The sequence below is a fragment of the Bartonella sp. JB63 genome (genome assembly GCF_002022665.1).
In the GTDB taxonomy this organism is placed as follows: domain Bacteria; phylum Pseudomonadota; class Alphaproteobacteria; order Rhizobiales; family Rhizobiaceae; genus Bartonella.
The window spans coordinates 870,463-890,789 of the sequence record NZ_CP019788.1 but is presented as its reverse complement, the minus strand read 5'-3'; the positions used below and the strand labels follow the sequence as shown (position 1 = coordinate 890,789).

Annotated in this window: 17 protein-coding genes, 3 tRNA genes and 5 pseudogenes; 13 read left to right on the top strand and 12 right to left on the bottom strand. The window is 35.0% G+C overall.

From position 1 onward, the window contains the following. The first annotated feature begins 122 nt into the window (after positions 1-122). Positions 123-431 carry a type II toxin-antitoxin system RelE/ParE family toxin gene (locus BJB63x_RS03980; RefSeq protein WP_078719542.1) on the top strand — a complete coding sequence of 103 codons (309 nt, stop codon included), beginning with the start codon at positions 123-125 and terminating at the stop codon, positions 429-431. Next, positions 412-709: pseudogene (locus tag BJB63x_RS03975) on the top strand (addiction module antidote protein). The gene BJB63x_RS03980 and the pseudogene BJB63x_RS03975 overlap by 20 nt, the downstream one beginning before the upstream one ends. Before the next feature lie 273 nt (positions 710-982). Here BJB63x_RS03975 and BJB63x_RS03970 read toward each other — a convergent pair. The 6 genes and pseudogenes from BJB63x_RS03970 to BJB63x_RS03945 form a co-directional block, all read right to left on the bottom strand. After that, positions 983-1,302, bottom strand: a pseudogene (locus BJB63x_RS03970) (hypothetical protein); the annotation flags it as partial. 161 nt (positions 1,303-1,463) lie between these two features. Continuing rightward, positions 1,464-1,913 (bottom strand): hypothetical protein, encoded by a 450-nt coding sequence (locus BJB63x_RS03965; RefSeq protein ID WP_236823842.1) that lies wholly within the window; start codon positions 1,911-1,913, stop codon positions 1,464-1,466. After that, positions 1,873-2,937, bottom strand: a pseudogene (locus BJB63x_RS03960) (hypothetical protein). Before BJB63x_RS03960 ends, BJB63x_RS03965 begins: the two are co-directional and overlap by 41 nt. After that, positions 2,927-3,128: pseudogene (locus BJB63x_RS03955) on the bottom strand (hypothetical protein); the annotation flags it as partial. The pseudogenes BJB63x_RS03960 and BJB63x_RS03955, both read right to left, overlap by 11 nt. A 177-nt stretch (positions 3,129-3,305) precedes the next feature. After that, complete coding sequence (locus BJB63x_RS06670; protein ID WP_236823841.1) at positions 3,306-3,491, bottom strand: hypothetical protein; 186 nt, start codon at positions 3,489-3,491, stop codon at positions 3,306-3,308. Positions 3,492-3,534: 43 nt separating this feature from the next. Then, positions 3,535-3,864, bottom strand: a complete 330-nt coding sequence (locus tag BJB63x_RS03945) for a hypothetical protein (protein ID WP_078719095.1) — start codon at positions 3,862-3,864, stop codon at positions 3,535-3,537. A gap of 94 nt (positions 3,865-3,958) precedes the next feature. Here BJB63x_RS03945 and BJB63x_RS03940 point away from each other — a divergent pair, with 94 nt between their 5' ends. From BJB63x_RS03940 to BJB63x_RS03925, 4 genes are all read left to right on the top strand, one after another. Further along, a complete protein-coding gene (locus BJB63x_RS03940) occupies positions 3,959-4,270 on the top strand; it encodes a transcriptional regulator (protein WP_078719094.1) in 312 nt (103 codons plus the stop codon). Positions 4,271-4,858: 588 nt separating this feature from the next. Then, positions 4,859-5,650, top strand: a complete 792-nt coding sequence (gene bet, locus BJB63x_RS03935) for a phage recombination protein Bet (RefSeq protein WP_078719540.1) — start codon at positions 4,859-4,861, stop codon at positions 5,648-5,650. A gap of 1 nt (position 5,651) precedes the next feature. Then, positions 5,652-6,275, top strand: a complete 624-nt coding sequence (locus tag BJB63x_RS03930; protein ID WP_078719093.1) for a lambda exonuclease family protein — start codon at positions 5,652-5,654, stop codon at positions 6,273-6,275. 118 nt (positions 6,276-6,393) lie between these two features. After that, complete coding sequence (locus BJB63x_RS03925; RefSeq protein WP_236823840.1) at positions 6,394-6,663, top strand: hypothetical protein; 270 nt, start codon at positions 6,394-6,396, stop codon at positions 6,661-6,663. Positions 6,664-6,978: 315 nt separating this feature from the next. Here the strand turns inward: BJB63x_RS03925 and BJB63x_RS03915 are convergent. Continuing rightward, positions 6,979-7,064, bottom strand: a tRNA-Leu gene (locus BJB63x_RS03915). A gap of 614 nt (positions 7,065-7,678) precedes the next feature. Between BJB63x_RS03915 and BJB63x_RS03910 the strand changes: the two genes are divergently transcribed. Together BJB63x_RS03910 and BJB63x_RS03905 are read left to right on the top strand one after the other, a co-directional pair. After that, entirely contained in the window at positions 7,679-8,209 is a 531-nt protein-coding gene (locus BJB63x_RS03910) for a hypothetical protein (protein ID WP_078719092.1), read from the top strand. Positions 8,210-8,476: 267 nt separating this feature from the next. Continuing rightward, positions 8,477-9,724 carry a DEAD/DEAH box helicase gene (locus BJB63x_RS03905; RefSeq protein ID WP_078719091.1) on the top strand — a complete coding sequence of 416 codons (1,248 nt, stop codon included), beginning with the start codon at positions 8,477-8,479 and terminating at the stop codon, positions 9,722-9,724. Between the two features lie 541 nt (positions 9,725-10,265). On the opposite strand, the gene BJB63x_RS03900 is transcribed toward BJB63x_RS03905, so the two are convergent. Next, positions 10,266-10,340 (bottom strand) — tRNA-Asn (locus tag BJB63x_RS03900). A gap of 187 nt (positions 10,341-10,527) precedes the next feature. Between BJB63x_RS03900 and BJB63x_RS03895 the strand changes: the two genes are divergently transcribed. The 5 genes and pseudogenes from BJB63x_RS03895 (at position 10,528) to BJB63x_RS03875 (ending at position 16,540) form a co-directional block, all read left to right on the top strand. Then, a tRNA-Cys gene (locus BJB63x_RS03895) sits at positions 10,528-10,601 on the top strand. A 220-nt stretch (positions 10,602-10,821) separates the two neighbouring features. Continuing rightward, positions 10,822-11,495 (top strand): annotated as a pseudogene (locus BJB63x_RS03890) (protein-L-isoaspartate O-methyltransferase family protein). Positions 11,496-11,548: 53 nt separating this feature from the next. Further along, a complete protein-coding gene (locus BJB63x_RS03885; protein WP_153300753.1) occupies positions 11,549-12,850 on the top strand; it encodes a TolC family outer membrane protein in 1,302 nt (433 codons plus the stop codon). 255 nt (positions 12,851-13,105) lie between these two features. Then, positions 13,106-13,660, top strand: a complete 555-nt coding sequence (locus tag BJB63x_RS03880) for a DUF2497 domain-containing protein (RefSeq protein ID WP_078719088.1) — start codon at positions 13,106-13,108, stop codon at positions 13,658-13,660. A gap of 156 nt (positions 13,661-13,816) precedes the next feature. Then, positions 13,817-16,540: a valine--tRNA ligase gene (locus BJB63x_RS03875; RefSeq protein WP_078719087.1), complete on the top strand. Its 2,724-nt coding sequence runs from the start codon at positions 13,817-13,819 to the stop codon at positions 16,538-16,540. 456 nt (positions 16,541-16,996) lie between these two features. Here the strand turns inward: BJB63x_RS03875 and BJB63x_RS03870 are convergent, their stop codons facing one another. The 4 genes from BJB63x_RS03870 to BJB63x_RS03855 all read right to left on the bottom strand — a co-directional run bounded on the left by BJB63x_RS03870 (position 16,997) and on the right by BJB63x_RS03855 (position 20,241). Beyond that, positions 16,997-17,743, bottom strand: coding sequence for an amino acid ABC transporter ATP-binding protein (locus BJB63x_RS03870; RefSeq protein WP_078719086.1), 747 nt, complete (start codon positions 17,741-17,743; stop codon positions 16,997-16,999). A 13-nt stretch (positions 17,744-17,756) separates the two neighbouring features. Further along, entirely contained in the window at positions 17,757-18,461 is a 705-nt protein-coding gene (locus BJB63x_RS03865; RefSeq protein WP_078719539.1) for an amino acid ABC transporter permease, read from the bottom strand. Positions 18,462-18,466: 5 nt separating this feature from the next. Further along, entirely contained in the window at positions 18,467-19,219 is a 753-nt protein-coding gene (locus BJB63x_RS03860) for an amino acid ABC transporter permease (RefSeq protein ID WP_078719085.1), read from the bottom strand. A gap of 116 nt (positions 19,220-19,335) precedes the next feature. Then, positions 19,336-20,241 carry a transporter substrate-binding domain-containing protein gene (locus tag BJB63x_RS03855; protein WP_078719084.1) on the bottom strand — a complete coding sequence of 302 codons (906 nt, stop codon included), beginning with the start codon at positions 20,239-20,241 and terminating at the stop codon, positions 19,336-19,338. Between the last annotated feature and the right edge of the window lie 86 nt (positions 20,242-20,327).

Here is a 20,327-nt window from a genome sequence, read left to right as displayed (position 1 = left end):
TCTGTTGTTCATCATTTCATTGTTGTTTATCGATCTTCAAAAAAATATCCTCTATGAAAGTCTATTTTCTTTCATCATTGGAACAAAAAATTCTAATCTTTCTTGTCGCATATAAGCGACAAATGTTTGTTGTTAGAAAAACGCTATATTTCTCTAAGTGGTTAGATTCCTTAAAAGACAAACAAACACAAAAGAGGATTGCAGCACGTATTTTACATCTTGAATATAGTTTGCTAGGGGATGTGAAATATTTTCATGGCATTGGTGAACTAAAAATCGATTATGGTCCCGGCTACAGAATTTATTTTTCAAAACAAAGGAAACAAATTATTTTATTATTAAATGGGGGCGATAAATCTACCCAACAAAAAGATATTGAAAAAGCTCTTCTGTTAGCAAAAGAGGTTAATGATGAAAACAACACCCTTTAACGCCAGCGAATATTTTAAAACACCTGAAGATTTCAAGATCTTATTACAAGATGCTTTAGAAACTAAACATAGTGGCTATATTGCACATGTCCTAGGCATTATTGCCCGTAAACAAGGGATGAAAGCTCTTTCTCAAGAAACAGTTCTAAACCGGGGGTCTCTTTATCGTTCTTTTAAACGTTAAAGGTGATCCAAAACTTTCTACTTTTCTTAGTGTTCTAAATGCTTTAGATTTGCAAATCACTTTAACACCTACCCAAAATAACTGTGAAGCCTAAAATAAAAATAATATTTTTCTCTTAAGGGCTCATTGTTAAATAAGAGATTATTAGAAATTTTGTAATAAATTAATAATTTTTGAACAGATTCAGCAGTAGCTCCTCACACCTTATTCATACACTCGATAACCTCTTAGCACTGTCCAATTTATTTTGAAATGCTTTTCTTTTTTTTTTGGATTTCTTAAATTCTTGATGAAGAGCTTTCTCTATCTCCTGATCCATTTTTTTCAACATTGGTTCATCGTCTTGATCGTCCATCACCATCTTTACAGAATGTTTTTTGATGTTTTTGTTCACCTCCTCTATGAGAGGCTCGATATTCAGAATATTCCGTGGCACATTTCCACCATAGATCCAGGCCTTTACCTGCGCTTTGGTACTGAAATCCGCATTTTCTGGTATGGTGTAATACTGCCCACCATCAAACTTTTCACACACTCTCGTGCCATCTTCATATTCGTGAGATTGTAAAAATATTCTGCCGTTCCATCTCCCCAGGGCACATGACCAACTGTCGTTGTTACAAACTTCTTCTGCATCGGCTGTTGACTGTTTGTTAAGAACAACTGTTTTAAATTTAAAATCTGCATCTTTTTTCCTATTTTTGCGTTATGCTCTGTTTGATTCAAATTTGACCACACAGCGCTTTTTATGTTGCCAACGTGAATTAAAAAACGATCAAATCTCTTTCTATGGTGCTTTTCTATCGATTTAAACACATATCCAATCACAAAATGATCACTACTTTTTACTATTTTGTTGAAACCTTCTCTCCAAATCCATTCAAAATATTTTCAGCTTCTATCTTTTCAACAAGCCTGAGAGGATTTGCTTTCCCTCTTTCACAGCTCTTCATAACGGCTTTACGAACTAAATTAGCTTTGGATAAAAGCTCGTTTTCTAAAGCATGGCACAACTTCACTAGCTCACGAGTGCTAGAAAAAAACGTATCCGATAAACCATCAATTTCACCGCCTAAAATCCGCTTAACCGTTCTCATCAGTGACCAAGATGAAACCGTTTCTAAAGCCATGCCATAAGCAAGCGCTATACCTTCATAATCTGAGCGCTGTGGAATTTTCAAACCACAGGAAAGCATGCGAAGAGCCTTAGAGATATCCTCTTTGTCGGCTTTCACCGCAAACAACTCTTGAAGCCGATCATAACCCTCTAAAGCTATCGTTTCTTGCTGTTTCGTCAACGGAATGCCATCCACCAAAACCAAGGGGAAACCCGGTGCTATCATGCTGTGAACTTGATCCAAAGTATCCTCGAGCGCCGATATTAAGGACACTGTCTGCAATCCGTTCCCCAACGCTTTTTTGGCCTTGAGAGCGTTGTTGTTCATAATTCTTCCTTTCCTCTAATTTTTCGATCACTCTACGAACCCAATTACGCCAGGTTGCTTGACAATCATGTTTGGTAGCGTCTTTTCCTGTTTTCGCATTCCAATAATCTCGAAACTTTGCAATTTCGACTTTCACGCGTTCTGGAGGTATGCCTTCTTCGATTGCGAAATCGTAATCGGGTTCAAAATCAGCAGGCAAGCGACAACCTCTATCGGTTTTAACGCGCTTGGTTTTCTTTGGAATGTTTTCTTGCTCGTGAATGGGAGGTTGGTTTTCTACATCCGTTGCGATTTGCTCTGGTTGGCTTTCGCAATCACGAACCTCTGTTGGCTCATCAACCAAATCGATAGGCTCTAAAAACTTTCAGAACAAATTTCTTTTTTGATAATACGATAGTATTAGTTTTTTTATTATAACTGTTATTGTTAGTGTTATTGTTTATGTTATATATATAGGCATCATTAAGTATCGTTTTAGCATCATCACAAGCATCATTTTATGTTTTTCCCACCTTGCCTGCGCTGCTTTTTGTGCTCTCTACGATAATTTCTTTGACCGAGATGTTTTCGATACCTTCTCTAAACTCTCATTGGAGTTATTGAGTTCTTCTGCAACTTGTAAACTCCATAAATACCCATCATCTAAACGTTCGATATGACCTGTTTTTAATAAAACATCTAACGCTTTCATAAACATTTTTACTGAACAGCCAGTGTAATTAGCCCAGACTTTCATATCATTTAAAAGCGGCTCTCCAGTATAAAGCATTTGCAAACGCAATTTGATATAAACATTGCATTCAATGGGAGATAAACAAGCAAGATCAAGAATCCACTTATCTGCAAAAAGTTTCGTCCAAGGTAATTTACTGGACATATTTTTCCCCTTCTTTCTTTAAATATAAAATTGCCAAAGCATCTGCTTCATTATAATCACAAGGCACATGCCCTTTGGAATACATTGCCTCTATCATCTCTTCTTTCGAAGCATTTCCTTTTCCTGTCGTCGCTTTCTTTAAAGCCGCCATAAACACGTGCTGCATCCGTACCTATATGCCGGTGCACCTCTTAAAATACACTATACGCCTCATTTCATTGCACTAAGTGCGCAGATCGTGTGTATTTCTGTAAACTATCTATGAAACGCTTTTTGAAACCGTACGCATTACTATATGCCTTTATAGACAATGATGGTCCTAAAACACTTTTAGCTATTAAATTATCATTTTCATCAAGAGAAAAATCCTAATCAAAATCGCTAAAAACAATTGTGCTGCCATCTGGAAAATGCATTTCTGTCACTGAATCTTCTAAAATGCAAAAAGTATAAGATAAGTTTTGTATTTTTTTACGAAAGACATAAAAACCAACAAAAAACATGATTACATTGGCCATAAAAAACACAATCATTCCTGCCAAACCGTAATCCATCTTTATTTCCTTTCTTCATACTGTAATTGCATTATCATGTTCCCTAAAGCCTTTGCATATCGTTGCACTCACACTCATCTCTGCAAACAGAAACATCATCACAAAATGTCAGTGGGCGGGATGAGCTTTCTTGAATTAATGACTGCAAACGCTCAGGATAAAAAAAATCATCCGAACGTAGATCAATATTATTTTTACGAGCATAATGAAGTAATTGTATTTGATAAGTTGCAGGAAATAACCCATTAGAACCGCCTCTTTTTTTAGGATAAGTTATGCGATAAACAGCTCCCTTGCATTTGTGTAAAATGCGTGCAACTTTAGTAACCCCTCCCAAATATTGTATAATAGTATATGCAGGTTCTTGTCTCATAATAACAATATTTCATAAATTATGAATTTTATCAAGTGTAAATTTCAGAATTTATAACATTGATTTTTCATTCAATCTAAAAGAGTTTTATTCCATGGAACGTGAACAATTAAGATTATGGCTCAATGAGCAATTATCTAAAAAGGGGCATGGCAGCAAAAAAATGCTAGCTGAGCATTTAGGAATATTACCCTCTACTCTTACTAGCATATTAAATAATTCAGGAACAAACCGCTCAATAAAAGCAGATGAATTAATAAAAATTATTAATTTCATTGGTGAAATACCACCTTTTTTAATTGAGGAATCTAGTCAATTTATTCGCCTTTTTTATCAAGCAAAGCCTGAAGTTCAGCAAGCTGTTTTAACGATTCTTCAGAATTCTGGCCAATTAGACAAAAAATAATAGCAGCTATCATTTTTTTATTCCCACATTTCCAAAGTTTTTCTAGTGTTTCTTTATCCACTATTAGCTTCCATACGTAGATTTTTCATTTTTTATGAAATTTATAATTTAAATTTTTCATTTAATATGAAATATGAATATTCCATAAACCAAACACAAAGAACTGTCGCAAGGCATTAGAGGGGGTAAGTTATGAAAAAGACGATTTTTATTAATCCAAATGAAATTCTTTTAGCAATGTGCAGTAATGAAAATGAAAACACTGCACGTTCTGGTCCTTTTTATGATGAAACAGAAGTATTGAACTTTTTATCTGGCATCGATGATGTGGAAAGAATTATTCGCATCGAGCTCTCAACAAATCGATGGGAAGATATTTCCGAAGAAATTGCTGAAGAATATTTAGATCAAAGCAGCTGGATGCTTGATGAAGAAAGCGATATTCCTCCTTTTGTAGAATACAGCGATGCCTATAAAGCTTTTAAAAAAGATCTCGAAGATCAAAAAATTGATGATGAGATCTATGGCACTTATGAGAGCAGCACCGTCTCAGACTCTCTGATGTACTTTAAAAGAGGAGTCTTTAACATGACACATTCTCCTTTAAGCCTTATTTCGCAAAAATATGGCTTCTCAGAACAAGAGTTTCGTAAAACCATTGTTAAAACCTGTATCAGCCATAACTTCTCTGATGAAGAATTTGCTGCTTTTATTTCCGTCGCTAATACTTATGGACTCAATCCGCTCACAAAAGAGATTTACGCTCTTCCTAAAAGAGGTGGCGGTATTATTCCTGTTGTCTCTATTGATGGATGGATCAAAATCATCAAATCAAATCCTAAATTTGACGGGATGACTTTTCAAGATCAACTTGATAAGTACGGAAATCTGATCGCCATCAAATGTGCTATTCGTTTGAAAGAAATTAAAGATCCTATTGAGGTCACTGAATATCTCAACGAGTGTAAACAAAAAACAGACCCATGGCAGAAATATCCTGCACGGATGTTGCGTCATAAAGCGGTCATCCAATGTGCTCGTTATACTTTTGGATTTTCCGGTATTTATGATGAAGATGAAGCGGAACGGATTAATCAGAGCTCCCCTTCACAAAGGCAGCCTGTCTCCGAGGAAATGATCATGGAAATCCAAAGCCTCATGCATGAAACACAAACAGATGAAACAAAAGTTTTGAGCTTTGCAAATGTCAGAAATATAACAGATCTTTCTCTTCAAGAAGGACAGACTGTTTTGCGTCTCCTACAGAAAAAAAGAGAGAAGCACTCCTCTCAAGAACAACAGCCTGTTGAAATCGTCTATGACTATGATGAGACTTACAGTCAAGACAGTATTCATCATCAAGAACAAAGGGCGGTTTGAAATGAAGCAAAGAACTGCAGAATGGTTTCAAGCACATTTAGGGAAGGTCACCACTTCAAATATTTATAACCTCCTCAATAAGACAGCGAAAGGATTGCCCACAAGCAAATATGAAGAATATAAAATCAAACTCATGACAGAACGCTTAGTCGGTGAAATAAGCCATTCTTATACAACATCTGCTATGCAACGGGGCATTGAATATGAAGAGGATGCCCTCAAAGAATATGCCTTCATTTATGATACAGAGGTCACTCAATGTGGTTTCATTCAACATCCTACAATTCAAATGGTCGGTGCAAGCTCTGATGGTTTCGTTGGTGAGAACGGATTAGTTGAAATTAAATGTCCCCGGTCTGTAAACCACCTTCGTTTCTGGATAACAGAGAAAATCAAACCAGAATATTTAGCACAAATGCACTTTCAAATGGCTTGTACAGGACGTCAGTGGTGTGATTTTGTGAGCTATGATCCGCGGTTTTCAGGGCAATCTGCTCACTTGCGTCTTAAGGTTCAGCGTATTCATCGCAATGATGAACAGATTGAAGCCATCAATCAAGCGGTTGAAACTTTTTTAGAAGAAATCGAACAAGAGATAAAACAGATTACAGCTCAGGCTGTTTAAAGTTATGGGGACGCTCCCGCCTTCATCCCCCCCAGCGTCCCCGCCCTTTCTTAAAAACTTTTAAAACATGCGTGCTTCACGCCACGGGTAAGCTGCATCTCAATGTAAGGAGAAAAACATGGCGCATGGCCTTCCTACCATAACACAAACAGCTATTGCTCGTGCCTTACGAGAAGCTAAAAAGCAGGGCTGTGAACTCATGGAAATCAAGCCTACGGAGGAACTCCTCATTTATCTCAAATCCGATATCCCAATTCCAAACTCAGCCAGCCATCTTGATATATCAAGTGATGAATATGACTATGATATCATCTTAGATGCGTTTGCAACGGCTTGTCAATATACAAGATCTCTCAATTTATCTCGGAATGTCAATGACCTACATTAGAGAACTTGTAAGAGTCGGAGCTTTTCCTAAGCCTATACAAGAAGGACGTTATTTAAAATGGGATCTTGTTGAAATTGATCGTTATATTGAAGCCAAAAAAAACTGAAAGAGATTCAGTATAATTGTCCTAAAAGATGAGGAGGAGGTCAAAGTGCTAAAAAGGTACCTCAAAAAGTAGCAATGATTCGCATTTTAGCAGCATCGTGGTGCCGTCTGATAGCGTTATAATCGAGTTGCGAAAGGTGGTTCAAAAGGTGATTTAATTTTTTATGATTTTTAATAATCACTGAAAAATAAGGGGAAATTCAGATGTCGTGGTGCGGACGGCGGGACTTGAACCCGCAAGGCTTTAGGCCGGCAGATTTTAAGTCTGCTATGTTTACCGATTTCATCACGTCCGCGAACAGTTTTCCATAAGACATATCTTCTATTGAATCAAGGATTAATAATTAAAAGATAAGGTGTTCGACTTTTAATAAAATTTTTTACAGAGAATTTATCTCCTTATGATTTAAGGGAAATCTGTTTGATATTGTCACATGAGAAAATAATTCATGTTATGGGTAAATTTGTTTAGTATATAACTAAATTTTGGAAATCTTGTTCTTAAGATAGCTGATTTTTGTCGATTGATGCTATAAAGTATTTTTCATCTAGGATTTAAGAGAAAAAAATTTTCTAATTGTTTCAGGTGGTAATTTTAATTTTGAATATTAAAGAACAGATTTTATATTTTCAGATGGATATTTTATTTTAGTTTTTCAAAACGTTTTGACAGGTTATGTAATTTTGGGCTCAATTATCATTCTGATGATGGTATTGTATGTTTTTATTATCTTTAAAAATCGACTAGAAATTTTGCTTCTTCATTGGTTATTTTTGAAAAAAATATTAATTTCTCTATTTTAGAAGGAGAATTTAAAGATTTTTATTAATCATATCTTAATATTGTAGATGAGCAAGAATTATTTTGTTTTGTAATTTGAAAATTTTTCTGAACAAAAGGATATAAGAAGTGAAGTCCATTTTTTGTTTTATGCTGAGTTTGTTTTTATTACTAGGTATTGGAACATATACTGTAGTAGCTGAGCCAACAATAATGCAAAAAACTGCGCTTTCAAGTTTAGTTGTTGATATTAATAATGCTATGAAGAATAGAAATTTTTCTATTATTACTGCTCACATGCCTGATCGGCTTTATAAAGAAATAGCAAGCCGGTTAAACACAACAGAGGATAGTTTACGAAATAATTTCCTTGAGCAACTCCGTACTCAGTTTGAAGGTCTACCTACTGATGCTTATCGTTTAGATGAAACAGAAATAGACTATAAGCAGATTAATAACGATACTTTTTATGCTTTGATTCCAACTATGCTTGAGACAAAGAATCGTATCATAAAATATAAAACCTTAGCGATTTTTGATAATGCTAAATGGTCTTTGGTTTATGGAGGACAGAAGACTGTACAAAATACAATTTTTTTGGAAATTTATCCTGATTTTAATGGAATGAATATGCCGAAGGAAATAGTAATAGAAAAATAAATAATTTTGCAAGGTACTTGCTTTTTATTTTAATCCAATGATATTGCCTATTAAAACGTTTGTATTGATTAATTAAGTCTTTGCAAAAAAAAGGCTTTATATATCTTATTTTGATAAAATGCTCAAGGGGGATGTATATTGGTTTGTTTTATTTCAAGCGTTGGTCCACGAAGTTAAATATTAGGACTCTACTCTTGTATGAGTTTTTGAATGCTGTGGTTTAGCTTGTGATTTTGTTGATAATTATCGAGCTAGGGAAGTTTTGTTTTGAGTATAAGTAAAAAAAATGTTTTTGCAGAGCTAGGTTTATCATCTCTTTTAGTTAAAAACCTATTTACTGCTGGTATTAGAAAACCTAAACTTATTCAAGCACAAGCTATCCCAGTAATGTTAAAAGGACATGATATTTTAGGGATTGCACAAACTGGTTCGGGAAAAACATTGGCATTTAGTTTACCTATTTTGAACCGAATTTTAACTTTAGGTGATAAACGTCATCCTAAAACTGCACGAGCTTTAATTTTGGTTCCTACACGTGAACTTGCTGTTCAGATTGAGGAAGCAATTAGTGCTATTGCAAAGGGAACTCATCTTTCAAATTGTTTGATTTTGGGTGGAATGTCGCGTTTGGCACAAATTAAACGGATGGCAAAAGGTGTGGATATTTTGATTGCAACACCTGGACGTTTAATGGATCTTATCCGTAGTAAATATATTGATCTTTCTCAGTCACGTTTTTTTGTTCTAGATGAAGCTGATCGTATGTTAGATATGGGTTTTATTAATGATGTGCGACAAATTGCAAACTTTCTGCATAAAAAATGTCAGACAGCGCTTTTTTCTGCGACAATGCCGAAAGAAATTAATGTCCTTGCAGATAATTTACTTAAGGAACCGGTAAAAATAGAGGTTGTTCCTCAAGGAACCACTGCTGTAGAAATTACTCAAATACTGTATTGTGTTTCTACAAGTGAAAAAAAGAGTGTTTTAAGTAAACTTTTGACAAATCCCGCTTTAGCTTTAGTTATTGTGTTTATACGTACTAAACATGGGGCTGATTCTGTTGCGCGTAGTTTGGAAAAAGCAGGATATTCTGTTGCGACAATCCATGGGAATAAATCGCAAAATGTTCGGCAATGTGCGTTAAAAAATTTTCGTGAAGGATTGGTAAGAGTTTTGGTTGCAACTGATATTGCTGCACGTGGTATTGATATACCAGGAATTAGCCATGTTATTAATTATGATTTGCCAGATAATGCTGAAAGTTATGTGCATCGTATTGGTCGTACAGGACGTAATGGTGCATCTGGTAATGCTATTACGCTTTTTGATGAAAAGGTAGAACGCGCACGTTTGTCTGCTATAGAGCGCTTGATTCGGATAAAATTAATACGCAAAGAAATTCCTCCTCAGTTCGCAGTATTGCCGGAAAAACCAACTGAACCAACAACTCACGAGCAAGAAGTTAATAAGAAATACCATTTTAAAAAATCTAAAGTTAGGAAAAAAACTTGAATATTACTGGTAGAATTGCACAATCACAAAGTAGAAACTTTTCATTGGAACTTAAAAAAACAAAATATACGAAGCCATTGTGTTCTGAAAATTAGTGAAATAAATAACGCAAATTTGCAAAACATTACTAAACTTAATGCCATATAGCATCGAATAAATTATTATCTAAGTGCAATAAATAAAACAACTATACTGTTATAATAGTTGTATTTTTTCTTAAATATGAAATCAGCTTACTTTAATAAAGTGCTAAGTCGATTAATTCTTGCCATTGATGATAGGGATTTTAGCAGTTTTTTATGGCTTTAGCAAGAGTTTTTTTTATTTTGGAAAGAAGGTTGAACAGAAAAAAATAAAAAAATTGTAAATAGGGTAATTACATGGCTGGAAATAGAAAATGAAATTAATTAAGAAAAATATATTGATTCGCTATACATTGTAGAAGAAGAATGTGAAATTCTATTCCCTTACATTACATATGAATCCCTCCCTTTTAAAAAAGGTAATAAAAACAAGAAGTTATTTCAGTAAAAAAACAATATGGCTCCCCGGGCCGGATTCGAACCAGCGACCAACCGGTTAACAGCCGGTTGCTCTACCACTGAGCTACCGAGGAACAGTATGTAATCACCTAATTTACAAAGGCTATAGCAAAGCAATTTTGATTTGCAAAGAGAAAAATTACTTTAATTTTTTAAATATCAAAGTTATAATGTTAAATGAATGAAAAAAGGTTAGAAAAAACTCCTTTGCCTTGACTGATGCTTTACCTTCCCTTATTGACAATCTTTATATTTTTATGAGGCCTCGTGGCAGAATGGTTACGCAGAGGACTGCAAATCCTTGTATCCCGGTTCGATTCCGGGCGAGGCCTCCAGTTAATTTTGATTGATAATTCTCAAAATCTGAAATGAGCTGTTTTTGTATCTAGTAGAACGTCGTGTATATTAAAATTGGCTCAGTTGGGATCTTAAATTATTGACTGTATCATGCTTTTTTGTCACACCGATAGTAGTTAATAGTAGTAGAAGACGTTTGTATCTTAATTGTTGTTGCTTTTTTGGGGCTTTTATTGAGTATAGGAGAGAAGACTAGTGATGATCGTAGATTTTGTAGAACTTCGCCACAAAATGGTTGACAATCAAATTCGTACAGTAGATGTAACTGATTTGTTAGTTCTAAAAGCATTTTTAACAGTGCCGCGTGAAGATTTTGTTCCAGAAAATATTAGAGATTTAAGTTATTGTGACTCTGATATTGTTGTGTTTCCAGCTCAGGATGATTTATCTGCACGTCATTTAATGAGACCTGCATCTTTAGCAAAATTGTTGCAATTGGCAGCTGTAAAGTCATCAGATGTTGTTTTGGATATTGGTGCAAATATTGGTTATTGTGCTGCATTGTTTTCAAAACTTGTGAAATCAGTTATTGCCTTAGAAAGCAATGAGGTACTTGCAGAACAGGCTGCCGAGATTTTGGAACGTAATCAGTGTGATAATGTGATGGTTGTTCATGGGGCCTTAGAGAAGGGATATACTGTTAAAGGACTTTATGATGTAATCTTTATTGAAGGTGCTGTTGATTTCATTCCTGATGGTATTTTTGATCAAATGGAAGAAGGCGGGCGTCTTGTTGTAGTAGAAGGATATGGTAATGCTGGTGTTGCGCGAATCTATATAAAAAAGAAAACACTATTTCAGCCTGTCATGGTTTTAATCTTTCTGTGAAACCCTTACCTGGATTTTTAAAAGTGCCTAGTTTTGTTTTTTAATGCTGATTTTTTGTAAATAGATGATATGAAAAGAGTAGTATAATTAGTTTAGGATTTATATTGTGTTTAAAATAAACAAGAAACTTCAAATATGTTTATTTCTGACTTTTTGCATTTCTGTCTCTAAATTAGCTTATGCTGATACATTGATGGATGCTTTTGCTAAAGCTTATCTGTATAATGCTAAGTTGAATACTGAGCGCGCGGCTGTGCGCATATCAAATGATGATGTAATTATTGCGGGTTCAGGCTTTTTACCACAAATTGAAGGGATTGGAAGCTATAGTCGAAACAAAGCTGTTACAACTTCTTATAGTAACTCTGGATTTATAGGAATAAGGTTAAATCAAAGATTATTTGATGGTTTTATCACACAAAATACATTCTTTTCAGCTGAATTAAAAATGCAAGCGCAGCGTGAATATTTTCGTAATGCTGAACAAAGTATGTTTCTCGATGTTGTAGTAGCATATACTAATGTATACAAAGCACGTCGTATTGCTGATCTTCGTCGAAAAAATTTGATTGCCCTTGAAGAACAAGTGCGTTCAGATAAGGCAAAACTTGAGGTAGGAGAAGGAGGGCGTGTTGATTTTGCTCAAGCACAAGCAGCTCGTTCTGTTGCCGTTTCTGAGCTCAGTATTGCTCATGCTAATGTAAAATCAGCGGAAGCAATTTATAGGCAAGTAATTGGTTTTGATCCTGAAAAATTAGAGCCTCCACTGGTGGCAAAAGAATTACCAGTGAATCTTGATGTTGGTTATCAAATTAGTATTGTTACGCATCCAGCGATTCTTTACGCAAGATATTTGATTGATTCTAGTTTTTATAATGTCAAAGCTAAAGAAGGAGCGTTGCTTCCTAAAGTTGATTTGTCTGCAACAACATCTTATAATCGGATTTATAGAGGGCTTGGGGAGGATGGAGTTTCTCAATCAGTAGGGCTTTCAGTGAGTTTTCCAATTTTTGAAGGGGGACGTATGTCTGCACAGATTCGTCAGGCAAAGGAACAATATAAGCAAGCTCATTTTCAATTTGATCTGGCCCAAAGTAATGTGAAACAGGCGCTTACTTCTGCTTGGTTTCAGCTAGAAGGTGCACGTGCATCTGTTTCAGCTTATCGCGAGAGCGTTCGTGCTGCTGACATTGCTTTTAAGGGTCGTATTCAAGAAAATCGTGTGGGGCAGGCAACTACATTGGATGTTTTAAACTCTCAAACTCAATTAATTAACGCTCAAATTGCTTTAATAGCTGCAGAATGTGATGTTGTGATTGCAAGCTATAATGTTCAGTATTCTATTGGTAAATTGACTGCAAATTATTTGGGTTTAAAAACGATTAAATATATTCGCTGAAGATCAATGATAGATTGGTAATTTTTACACACTAACACACTAGGATGATTTTAGCTTTCATAAACAAGTAGATAGTAAATTAATTATTGATATTTGGAAATATGTTTTGACTCAATAACATTTTATATCATGTTTGAAAAAAGTTGTGTGTAGTATCATATTTAAGACGAAGAGATGTGTTAATTTCATCACCCTTTTGCTATAGTTCTCTATAGTAATTTAGTTTGTTTTTGCGTTTTTGAGAGGTTTTTAAGTATGGTACAGAGTTCAAATGCGTTACATGAGCCAAGTATGGATGAGATTTTGACATCTATCCGTGAAATAATTGAGGAGAATTCAGTTCGGTCTGATGATATTTCAAGTGAATCCGTTGCAGCAAATGCTTCTACAAAGGGTTCAAAAATACCATTAGAAAGTGTTTATGATGGGGCTTTGTCTGTCGATGATGCGATGAAGGCTTTAGCTGATCGTATTGGTTTTTCTGCTGAAGATAGAGTTTCTTCTTTAACAACTGATACAAAATTAGAAGATAATATTGATACGGGAAGGGTGAAGCCTTTCTCTGAAGAGCATAATTCCATTCATAAAGTAAAACAATATGATGAGGCGTTTATGTCACAGAAAAAAAATACATCTTCTGATTGTATAGAGTTATCTCCTTATGTTATTTCCTCTGCTGAAAAGGTTGCAAGAGATGTGTTGCGTCCAGCTATAGCAGAATGGTTGCAGTGTCAGTTGCCTATTTTACTTGAAAAAATCCTACGTGAAGAGATTATCAAAACCGTTAAAAATTTACCTAAGAGCTTTTAAACTCATTATTTTTAGCAGTCTCGATTTAATTGATTATCATAGTTCGTGTATAGTTTTACAAAGCTATTTTAGATGAATAATATTTTGTGTGTAATGTGGTTAGGTATTTTGACCATAAGTTGTTTTTCAGCGATGTTATGAATTAAGTGGAATAAGATGCTAGAAAAAAACTATGATGCTGCCTCTGTAGAGCCAAGAATTGCCAAAGAATGGGAAAAGTGTGGAGCTTTTAAAGCAAAGATAGATGTGAAGTTAAATGCGGAATCTTTTTGCATTATGCTTCCACCACCGAATGTTACAGGTTTGCTTCATATGGGGCATGCATTGAATGCGACAATTCAGGATATTATGGTGCGTTTTCAACGGATGCGAGGCAAGAATGTGCTATGGCAACCAGGTATGGATCATGCGGGAATTGCAACACAAATGGTTGTTGAACGCCAACTTGCAGAACATCAAGAACCAGCGCGTCAAGAAATGGGAAGGGAAAAGTTTGTTGAACGCGTTTGGAAATGGCGTTACGAAGCCGGTGGAATTATCACTGATCAGCTCAAACGTCTTGGTGTTTCGTGTGACTGGTCGCGTGAGCGGTTCACAATGGATGAGGGTCTATCTCAGGCTGTTCTTGAAGTTTTTGTTACACTTTACAAGCAGGGGTTAATATATAAGGATAAGCGTTTAGTCAATTGGGATCCAAAGTTATTGACGGCTATTTCGGATCTTGAAGTTGAATTGAAAGAAATCAAAGGTTATTTATGGCATTTTAGGTATCCCCTTGAAGGGAAGGTTTTTGATCCAAATGATTCTACAACTTTTATAACAGTTGCAACAACACGTCCTGAAACAATGCTTGGGGATACCGGTATTGCGGTTAATCCTGAAGATGATCGTTATAGAGATCTCATAGGGAAAAATGCTATTTTACCACTCGTTGGTCGAAAGTTGTTAATTGTTGGTGATTCTTATGCTAATCCTGAAGAGGGGAGTGGTGCTGTAAAAATCACACCAGCACATGATTTTAATGATTTTGAAGTAGGTCAGCGGCACAATTTACGCTTAGTTAATATTTTCACTCAAAAGGCTGAGATTTTTTTGCTTGATAATGAGGCGTTTTTTGATGGTTTAGTTTTATCTGATGAATTGAAAAAGTTAGTAGAGCATTTAGATAAAGTTGATCGTTTTGTTGCACGAAATCGAATTGTTTCTTGGATGGAAGAGAGAGGATATTGTGTAACTGTTAATGATTACCTTCATGCTGTTCCTCATGGTGATCGAAGTGGAGTGCCCATTGAGCCCCTTTTAACAGATCAGTGGTACGTCAATGCTGCAGAATTAGCAAAGCCAGCGATAGAAGCTGTTCGCCAAGGAAAAACGAAATTTATTCCATCTAGTTGGGAGAAAACTTATTTCAATTGGATGCAGAATATTCAGCCTTGGTGTATTTCTCGGCAATTATGGTGGGGACATCAGATACCTGCTTGGTATGGCCCTGATGGTATGATTTTTGTTGAAAAAAGTGAAAAAGAGGCTTTAGATTCGGCTTTATCTTATTATGGTAAAACAGTTCAGTTAACACGTGATCAGGATGTTTTAGATACTTGGTTTTCATCTGCTCTTTGGCCTTTTTCAACGCTGGGTTGGCCTGATAAAACGATTGAGTTAACGGCTTTTTATCCAACATCTCTATCGGTCACGGGATTTGATATTATATTTTTCTGGATCGCTCGTATGATGATGATGGGTATACACTTTATGAGAGAAGTACCTTTCCCAATTGTTTATGTACATGCTCTTGTGCGGGATCAGAATGGTGCGAAGATGTCAAAATCGAAGGGAAATATTGTTGATCCGTTGGAACTCATTGATCAATATAGTGCAGATGCATTACGTTTTACATTAGCTATTATGGCGGCGCAAGGTCGTGATGTAAAACTTGATCCTTCCCGTGTTGCAGGCTATCGTAATTTTATTACGAAATTGTGGAATGCCACTCGATTTGCAGAAATGAATGGTGTTAGGCATGATTTGTCTTTTAAACCAGAAAAAACGAAACTTGCACTTAACCGTTGGATTTTAACTGAATTATCCAACACTGTTTCAGCAGTTACCAATGGTATTGAAAACTATAGATTTAATGATGCTGCTCACGCACTATATCGGTTCATTTGGAATGCATTATGCGATTGGTATCTTGAACTTCTTAAACCTGTGTTTCAAGGTTCGGATGAAGATTCTAAAAAAGAAGCACAAGCATGTATAGCTTGGGTCCTTGATGAAGTTTATAAACTTCTCCATCCTTTTATGCCTCATGTAACAGAGGAGTTATGGTCTCTTACAGCAACGCAAGACATGAAGCGTCAGAATATGTTAGCATTGATGCAATGGCCACAGGTGACATTTAAAGATGAAGAAGCTGCAAATGATATTAGTTGGATTATTGATGTAGTTAGTAGTATTCGTTCTGTGCGAGCTGAAATGAATGTTCCAGCAGGTGCATTGGCACCTCTTGTAATCTTAGAAGCGGGGCAGGTAATTCAAGAGCGTGTACACCGTTATGAGGCTATTCTTAAAAGATTAGCACGTATCGGAGAGATCGGTTTTTCTGATCAGGTTCCTGATATATCAGCCCAGATAATTTTGGGAGAGGCAATTTTTTGTTTACCACTGGGGCAGTTGATTAATTTAGATGCTGAACGCATTCGTTTGAAAAAGGATATAAGTAAAATTGAGCAAGATATTGAGAAAATATCAATTAAATTAAATAATCCGAAGTTTATAGCAAATGCAAAACAAGAAGTTATTGAGATTGAACATAAAAGAATTACAGAGTTATATGACGCAAAAAAGAAAGTGTCTATTGCTTTAGAGCGGCTAACTTAATTCAAATTTTATGTCTATTTTTTATGAAGGTTAAAAAATATTTTGAGATAACTTTTTGATACGTCATGATTTACGTCTGTCACTTAATTTATGATTAAGTGAGACCTCATAAATTAGTAAATATCTCGACATTATTGAAGAAAAAAACCTTGTACCAGAGGTGTGATAGTTTCAATTTTTAATTGAAAAAATCAATCTTTCTGCTTACATCATTCTTGGAAAGATAATATTTAAGGAGAAAACTTGTATATAGAGTGATATTGTTTAGTTTATTAAATAGTTAATGCGTAAGGTCGATATTGGATTTGTCGATTTAGGAATTAATTTGTGTTACTTTTAGATAAATATAATATATAATAGCATCATGAATTGTTAATTTTATTCAAAAATAACAATTCTTAAAACAGCCTAGTTAAAAAATTTAGTTTATGTATAATCTGCATTACAATGTAATGATTAATGGTTAAGTATTTTTGATAAAAATTCTTGGGCTCTTGGCGTTCTAGCTTGTGGATCAGAGAAAAATTCTTCAGACGAACAGTCTTCGAGAATCATTCCTTTATCCATAAAGATTACACGCTTTGATACTTTTTGAGCGAAGCTCATTTCATGAGTAACACAAATCATTGTCATACCTTCTTCTGCTAAGCCTATCATGACGTCTAACACTTCACCCACCATTTCTGGATCTAAAGCAGAAGTTGGTTCATCAAAGAGCATAACAAGTGGATCCATAGTTAAAGAACGTGCAATAGCAACACGCTGCTGTTGTCCTCCGGAAAGCTGACCAGGATATTTATCTTTGTGTTCTATGAGTCCAACGCGTTCAAGATATAATAAGCCATGCTCAAGCGCTTCTTTTTTACTACGTTTTAAAACTTTAATTTGTGCAATAGTTAAATTTTCCATGACGGATAAATGTGGAAAAAGCTCGAAATGTTGAAATACCATTCCTACATGGCTACGCAATTTGGATAAATTGGTTTGTTTTGAATGAACTGGTATACCATCAATCCAAATTTCACCTTTTTGAAATGGTACTAGAGCGTTAATAGTTTTTATGAGGGTTGATTTACCTGATCCTGAAGGTCCACAAACTACAACCACTTCTCCTTTATTGATATTGGTTGTACAGTTTTTAAGAATGTTAACTTCGCCATACCAATTAGAAACATTTTTCATTTCGATCATATGAGTAGACATCATTTCCCCCTTGTTAGCGAATAATGGATATTTTCTTGTGCAGAAGTAAAACTATCTGCGATAATGTAAAGCAGATAACAAAATAGAAAATTGCAGCTAAAATATAAGCTTCTTGCTTTACACCGAAATTGTTGGAAACAATATCAAAGCCATTTAAAAGGCTATTGCCACTGATTGCATAAACAAGTGTTGTATCCTGAAACAGGATAATAATTTGTGTTAAAAAGACCGGTAGCATATTTCTAAAAGCTTGGGGAAGAATCACAATGCGCATATTTTGCCAATAAGTCATTCCAAGAGCTTGACCTGCCTGTTTTTGTCCTTGCGAGATTGAAAGTATACCAGCGCGCATAATTTCGGCAAAATAAGCAGCTTCAAATGCAGTAAAAGTAATTAATGCTGATTTATTAGCACCGATTGATGTACCTGTTATGAAAGGCAGAAGCACAAAAAACCATAAAATAACCATTACAAGCGGTATTGATCGCATGGCAGTAATGTAAATTATAGCAAGTGTAGAAATCAGTTTAACAGAAGAAAGACGCATCATTGCTAATAATATGCCGAAGATGAGACCAAATACCGTTGTAACAATCGTTAGAAAAACGCTAAAAAGCAAACCTGATAAAATATAAGAACAGAATATATCAAAAGTAAAAAACGAAAAATCAAATTCTGAAAAATTAAAAGGAGAATAGGAGTTTATAAATTCTATTATCATATTTAATGCCCCTTTGTTTGAAAACAGGGAATTTTAATTATTTTCTCAATTATTGTCATGATGACAAATATAAATAGGGATATGACAATATAAAGGATTGTAACAAGAAGATAATTTTCATAAACATGACTTACTTCTTCAATCGTTTGATATTGAAATTGCATTAGCTCATTAATAGAAACAGCGAATGCTATAGATGAATTTTTCACAATTCCCATTGCTTCTGAAGTGAGTGGAGGCATGATTGTACGAATAGCACGCGGTAGTATGATGTAACGATAACTTTGATAAGTATTAAATCCCATTGCCATAGCAGCATAACGCTGTCCAGAAGGAATAGATTCAATACCAGAGCGAATTTGCTCTGCGATACGTGCAGATGTAAAAAAACCTAAAGCACAGGTTATTAATAAAATGGATGGAAAATTCATTGCGGGTGGATAAATTTTAGGCACGACAAAGTACCATAAAAATACTTGTACAAGCAAAGGAATATTACGCATAGTTTCTACCCAGAAAGCACCAATAGCACGCAGGAAGCTATTGGTAATAGACGTCTTGGGTAGGGTACGTATCGTTCCTATAATAACACCAACAAATACAGCCAATATCAATGAATAGATAGATAATATGGCTGTATTTTTAAAACCATCGATGAGTGTATCCAAATAGGTATGACTTATGCCAGGAGTTCCGAAACATCCAGCTACCAGTGTATGATTAAGATCATCTGTGCAAAGGAACGAGAAGTCCATTAATGATTTTCCTCAAGTTAATCAGCTGCTAAGCAAATAAAATAAATCAGCCATATTGATATATGCTAAGTGTATTGAAAAATTTAGAATATGACTATACTCAATTTATAATGATTTTATAGCTTGTTTTCTATATAATCTTCCCGTGGTTTATTATTTGGGTGTTCCCAAGCATATTGAGTTTCTTTAGATAGAGGAAGATTGATGATAGTATTTGTAGGGGGAATTGGTTCCATGAACCATTTATTATAAAGTTTTTTGAGTGATGCATCACTGATTTGGCGTACGATACTTTCGTTAATGATCTGTTCGAAGTTTTTATCATTTAGACGGAGCATACAAGCGATGGGTTCAACAGAAAGTGTAGTATCAAGAATTACATAATCGGATGGACTTTTTGATTTAGCGATATTTGCAGAGAGAATCGATGTATCCATGACAAATGCATCAGCTCGACCAGATTCTAGTAATAGGAAACTATCTCCATGGTCTTTACCATTCACGACTTTAAAATGAATGTTTTTTTTACGTTTATTTTTACGGATGAGCTGTACAGCTGTCGTTCCAGTGGTTGTTGCGACTGTTTTGCCATTTAAATCGTCAATAGATTTAATGCCAGAATTTTTCTTTACAACGATTTTAACCGATTCAACATAAGTGGTATATGCAAATGCAGCTTCTTTATTGCGAGCAGAATCATTTGTTGTAGATCCACATTCAAAATCATAAGTACCATTTTTTAGTAAAGGGATTCGATTTTGTGATGTAATGGGAAGATAATTAATTTTGATTGGTGTACCAATTTTTTTTGAAATATCATCAATAATACGTTCCGCCATTTCTGTGTGGAATCCTGTATATTTACCATTACCAAGTGCGTAAGCTAGACCTGATGATTCGCGAACACCTAAAGTGATTTCTTTTGTTTTTTTTATTTTCTCAAGTGTATCGTTTGTAGCATAAGTAATACCCGTTAACCCCATAGAAATTGCTGCAATAAATATTAAAAGTGATTTTCTCATTAATTTCCTCCATTTTTTATAATTCTTTATTTTTTTGCTATATTCAGGATATATTTCGATATGTGATGTAGCATATTTATTATTTT